The organism is Dysgonomonas sp. ZJ279 (assembly GCF_011039205.1).
GTDB lineage: Bacteria > Bacteroidota > Bacteroidia > Bacteroidales > Dysgonomonadaceae > Dysgonomonas.
The window spans coordinates 1-4,862 of the sequence record NZ_JAAKEL010000042.1 but is presented as its reverse complement, the minus strand read 5'-3'; the positions used below and the strand labels follow the sequence as shown (position 1 = coordinate 4,862).

At 36.7% G+C, this 4,862-nt stretch carries 3 protein-coding genes; all 3 read right to left on the bottom strand.

All coding sequences use genetic code 11. The features are described from left to right. On the bottom strand, window positions 1-2,699 hold a 2,699-nt coding region (locus G7Y57_RS17625), incomplete at its 3' end, for a substrate-binding domain-containing protein (RefSeq protein WP_255491508.1). An 83-nt stretch (window positions 2,700-2,782) separates the two neighbouring features. Further along, window positions 2,783-3,670 carry a carbohydrate kinase family protein gene (locus G7Y57_RS17620; protein ID WP_165027257.1) on the bottom strand — a complete coding sequence of 296 codons (888 nt, stop codon included), beginning with the start codon at window positions 3,668-3,670 and terminating at the stop codon, window positions 2,783-2,785. Window positions 3,671-3,704: 34 nt separating this feature from the next. Further along, on the bottom strand, window positions 3,705-4,862 hold the full coding sequence (locus tag G7Y57_RS17615; protein ID WP_165027255.1) for an MFS transporter: 1,158 nt from the start codon (window positions 4,860-4,862) through the stop codon (window positions 3,705-3,707).

Sequence of the window (4,862 nt, the reverse complement as noted above, 5' to 3'; positions counted from 1 at the left end):
AAGAAATCAGTAGGGCTTGTTTTATAGAACTCTTTAAAACATTTTGTAAAATAAGATGCCGATGAAAATCCTGATCTGTATGCAATATCGGATATAGGAACACCTGCCGAAATCATTAGCATAGCATATTTTAACCGGATGATTCGTATAAACTCGTTAGGTGGATAGTCGGTAAGTGATTTTATCTTACGGTATAATTGTGAGCGTGATAGCCCTAAATACCTTGCTATATCTACAACATTCAATTCGGGATCGGTGATATTCTTTTCCACGTATTCTTGAAACTTATTAATAAAAGACTGCTCTATCTCGGCAAGGGAGGTTTTTTTTGTGTCGTTGATTAAACTATTTCCAAAAGCCTTTCTTATTTTTTTTCTGCTTTCTATTAGTTTCTCTATTCTTATTTTTAGCAATCCTGCATTGAACGGTTTAGGAATATAGGCGTCTGCTCCGCTTTGGAATCCCAAAGCTTTTTGTTCGTCTAACGAGCAGGCTGTTAGTAGAATAACAGGTATGTGGCTTGTAAATACATTTTCTTTCAAGATGGTGCAAACCTCAAATCCATCTTTGCCCGGCATCATTACATCGCACAGAACAATGTCGGGAATGAATTTGATTGCCATTCCTATTCCCGATTCACCATCTTCGGCTTCGATTACAGTATATTCATTTCTTAATATCAGACGCATATACCTCCGCATATCCGGATTATCTTCGATGAGAAGAACAATATCTTTGTCGTCATCTAAGAGATTGCTTAATATTTTATTATCAGGAGATTCTATAACTTCTGTTTCAAGTTGAGATGTTGTATAGCCTTCATCATATATTTCATCTGTAAGATTGATAGCTTCTTGTTGCTGATAAGGGATTAGTACAGTAAATGTTGTACCTTCTCCGTTAATGCTTTCTACAAATATTTTTCCATTGTGAACATCAACTAACGAGCTGGTCAAGGCTAATCCGATTCCCGTCCCCGAATCATGTGGGTTGACTTTGTAAAACCGATCGAAAATACTATTGATCTTATCTTTAGGAATATTCTTTCCATCATTAAATACGGATAATTTTAAATAATCGTTGTTTTCGGATAGCTCCCGTGTTAAGTAGACTTTAATATGCCCTTCTTTTTCGGTATATTTAAAGGCATTTGATAACAGATTGAAATATATCTTCTCTATTTTATCTTTGTCGAAATACAGATTATATGAATTGTTATTGTCGGATATAAATGAGAATAAGACCTTTTTTCGTTTTGCATAATCAAGAAAAGCAATATTCAATTCTTCTAAAAATAGCTTCATATCACTTTCTACAAAATAGGTATTCATTTTGCCGTTTTCGTAACTTCTGAACTCAATAATCTGCGAAATTAGATTTAATAAACTATTACTGTTTCGTTTGACTAAATCCAATAAAGTCTTTTGTTCATCGGTTAAGTTTGGTGAATCAAGTAATGTTTCCACCGGACCAAGAATCAGCGTTAATGGTGTTCTGAATTCGTGCGATATATTGGTAAAGAAAACCAATTTGGCGTGAGTAGCTTCTTCAAGCTGTTTAGATAATGAGATTAACTGATTCTTTTGTTCTTCGAGCAGTCGGTTAGATCTACTCTTATTTCTATATGCAAAGATAGATAAAAACAATAAGATAGAGATCAGCGCCAAGATGAGTATTGTACCATAAAAAAGGGTTGTCTGATTGGAGTATTGAGTGATACTCTTGTTTAGAAGGCTGTTTATCTTCTCAACCTTTTTTTGATGCTCCGAAATATGTTCAGTTTGTAGTTGTAATACCCTTACATTGCTTTTGTCCACAACTGCCGTATAAAGAGTATTCTCACGACTAAAAGGTTGATTTGTCAATATTTTTATCGCTAAATCTATCACCTTATCTCCCCCTGTGGGATAGATAAAAGACGCATCTTGCAAACCGTTATGTATATTTTCAATACCTCCGCCTTCGCCCGGTAATGCATCTATTCCGATGATGAATGGCGACTTTCCACTGTATTTCGAAATGGCCTCGTGAACCCCTAGAGCCATAGGGTCGTTCATGGCAAAAACAAGATCGATAAGATTGTGTTCTTTCAATATGTCAGTCATGTGCTTTGCAGCTTCATCCTTCAGAAAGTTCCCCCTTTTCTCGGCGATAATTTTTATATCGGGATAATTTTGTATCGCATTTATAAATCCTGCGTGACGTTCAGTATCAGATGTCGATCCATTCCAACCTCTTATTTCTGCTACATTCCCTTTTCCGTTAAGAATACCGGCAATGTAGAGACCAACTTCCTTACCTATCTGGTAATTATCGGCACCCATGTAAGCGGTATAATCTTCGGTTTCTATTTTTCTGTCTACTAATATTACGGGTATACCTGCTTTGAATGCTTTCTGTATAACGGGAGTAATCGCTGTTGATTCGTTGGGTGAAATGATCAGTAAATCTACTTCGTTATCAATTAAGGATTCTATGTCTTTTATTTGCTGTTGCGTATCGTCTTTTACAGTTTTTATCTCTACATCGATATTCTGATAAATGGATGCTTCCAGCAACATTTCGTTATTCATCGTCTGGCGCCATAAATCGTCACTGCATTGAGATACACCGATAATATATCTCGCTTTTTCATTTGTGTTGCAAGAAAACATCGTAAGAAATGATAATAGAAAAAGTGTGATATATAGATTTTTCATAGCAAGGTTATTGTGAAGCATCAAACAAAAATACAGAAAAGCATCGCATCTTGTATACAGAATGCGATGCTTTAATTTTATTTTCACTTATTTCTGAACAGTTCTAAGTAAGCATCAGGTAGTCGAGGCATTGCTCCATGTTGTGTACACACATAAGCTGAAACCTCCATTGCTAACTGATGAGCATCGGCAATACGTTCACCGTGCATATACGAAGCCACAAATGCTGCGGTAAAAGAGTCGCCTGCACCTACAGTATCGGCTACATGAACCTTAGGCGTGGGCTGAAATGAAGTCTCTTTCGACGTAAAAACAAAACTACCCTCTGTACCTTTAGTCAGAATAACGATATCAAGGTTATACCTATCTAGCAATAGTTTGCATATGTCTTGTTCGTTATCATCTTTCAGATCAAATAATTCGGCTACAATAATGACTTCTTCATCGTTTATCTTAAGCATATTTGATAGTTGTAATGATTCATGTATCAATTCCTTTGTATAGAAATGTTGACGAAGGTTTATATCAAAAATCTTAACACTATTTTCAGGCATAGCAGCCAGAAATCTTTTCACGGTTTCCTTTGATACATTGTTTCGTTGTGCCAGCGATCCAAAAGATACTGTCCCCGTATTTTTCGCCAGATTCTCCAATTTAGCGGTGAAAGGGATATTATCCCACGCTACATTCTCACATATCTCATACTCGGGAACACCTGTTTTATTTAATGTCACTTTTACTGTCCCTGTCGGATAATCCGTAACCTCTATTACGTAGTTCAAGTCTTTTTCCGCAAGACTGGACAGAATTTCTTTACCTAACAAATCGTCACCAACAGCACTTGCTGCATATCCATTATATCCGAATTGCGAAACATGGTATGCAAAGTTGGCGGGAGCTCCACCTAATACTTTTCTTTCGGGAAATACATCCCATAATATTTCGCCAAGACCAACAACTGTATTATTCATCTCTTGTTTATTTATTAGTTTAATACTCAATGTTTCAACCTACTTTCTCTTTCAATTTGAAAGATACGAATATCAGATAGATTATCCCCATCGCCAACACAATTAATGCACCTGTTTGAGAAGATAAAGCATCTGTAAGCAATCCCATAAGTAAAGGGAAGATAGTTCCTCCGAATAATCCCATGATCATAAGACCCGATACTTCGTTTTTCTTATCGGGCATGTATAGTAGAGCTTGAGATAGAATAATGGGGAAAATATTAGAATTACCCAAGCCTATAAGCGCAATACAAATATAGATAGCGGTAAGGCTGTTGAATACGAATAATCCGATAATTGCAGCTACCATTAATGTCACACTGATTGCGAAGAATTTCTTGGATGAGAAACGAGCTAGCACAAAAGCGCCGGTAAAACAACCGATCGTACGAAACAAGAAATATAAACTAGTGGCATATCCTGCATCTTCTAAGCTCATAGCGAGACGTTCCATCAATATTTTAGGGGCGGTAACATTTGTTCCGACATCTATTCCTACATGGCACATAATTCCGATAAATGATAATAATATCACCTTATCTCCCAGTAAAGCGAAGCATTGTGTAAAAGTCGATCCTGATCCCTTTTCGTCGGTTTCTTCGATAGAAGTCATGCCAAGAAAGATTGTTGCTAATATTGATACAGCCATAAAGATGGGGAACAATAGTTTCCAATCGCCGAACGAAGCTGCTGCCCATGCTGCAATAATAGGTGCTGAAAACGAAGCTATAGCTTTTACAAACTGACCGAATGTAAGCGAACTTGCCAGTTTGTCTCCGGCTACAATATTCGATAATAGCGGATTTAACGATACTTGCATCAGTGTATTACCTATTCCCAATAATGAAAATGAGATAAGCATAGAGGCAAAGGAGTAATTGAAAAGTGGAATTAATAAAGCCAATGCTGTAACCACTAAACTTATCAATACTGTTTTTCGTCTGCCTATTCGGTTCATAAGCATTCCTGTAGGTACAGAGAATATCAGAAACCAAAAGAATACCATAGATGGGAGTAGGTTTGCCATCGTCTCCGACAAGGCAAAATCAGCCTTTACATAATTGGTCGCGATACCAACCAAGTCTACGAATCCCATAACGAAGAATGATAACATCAATGGAATTAATGCTAAATATATGCTTTTCTGTTTCAT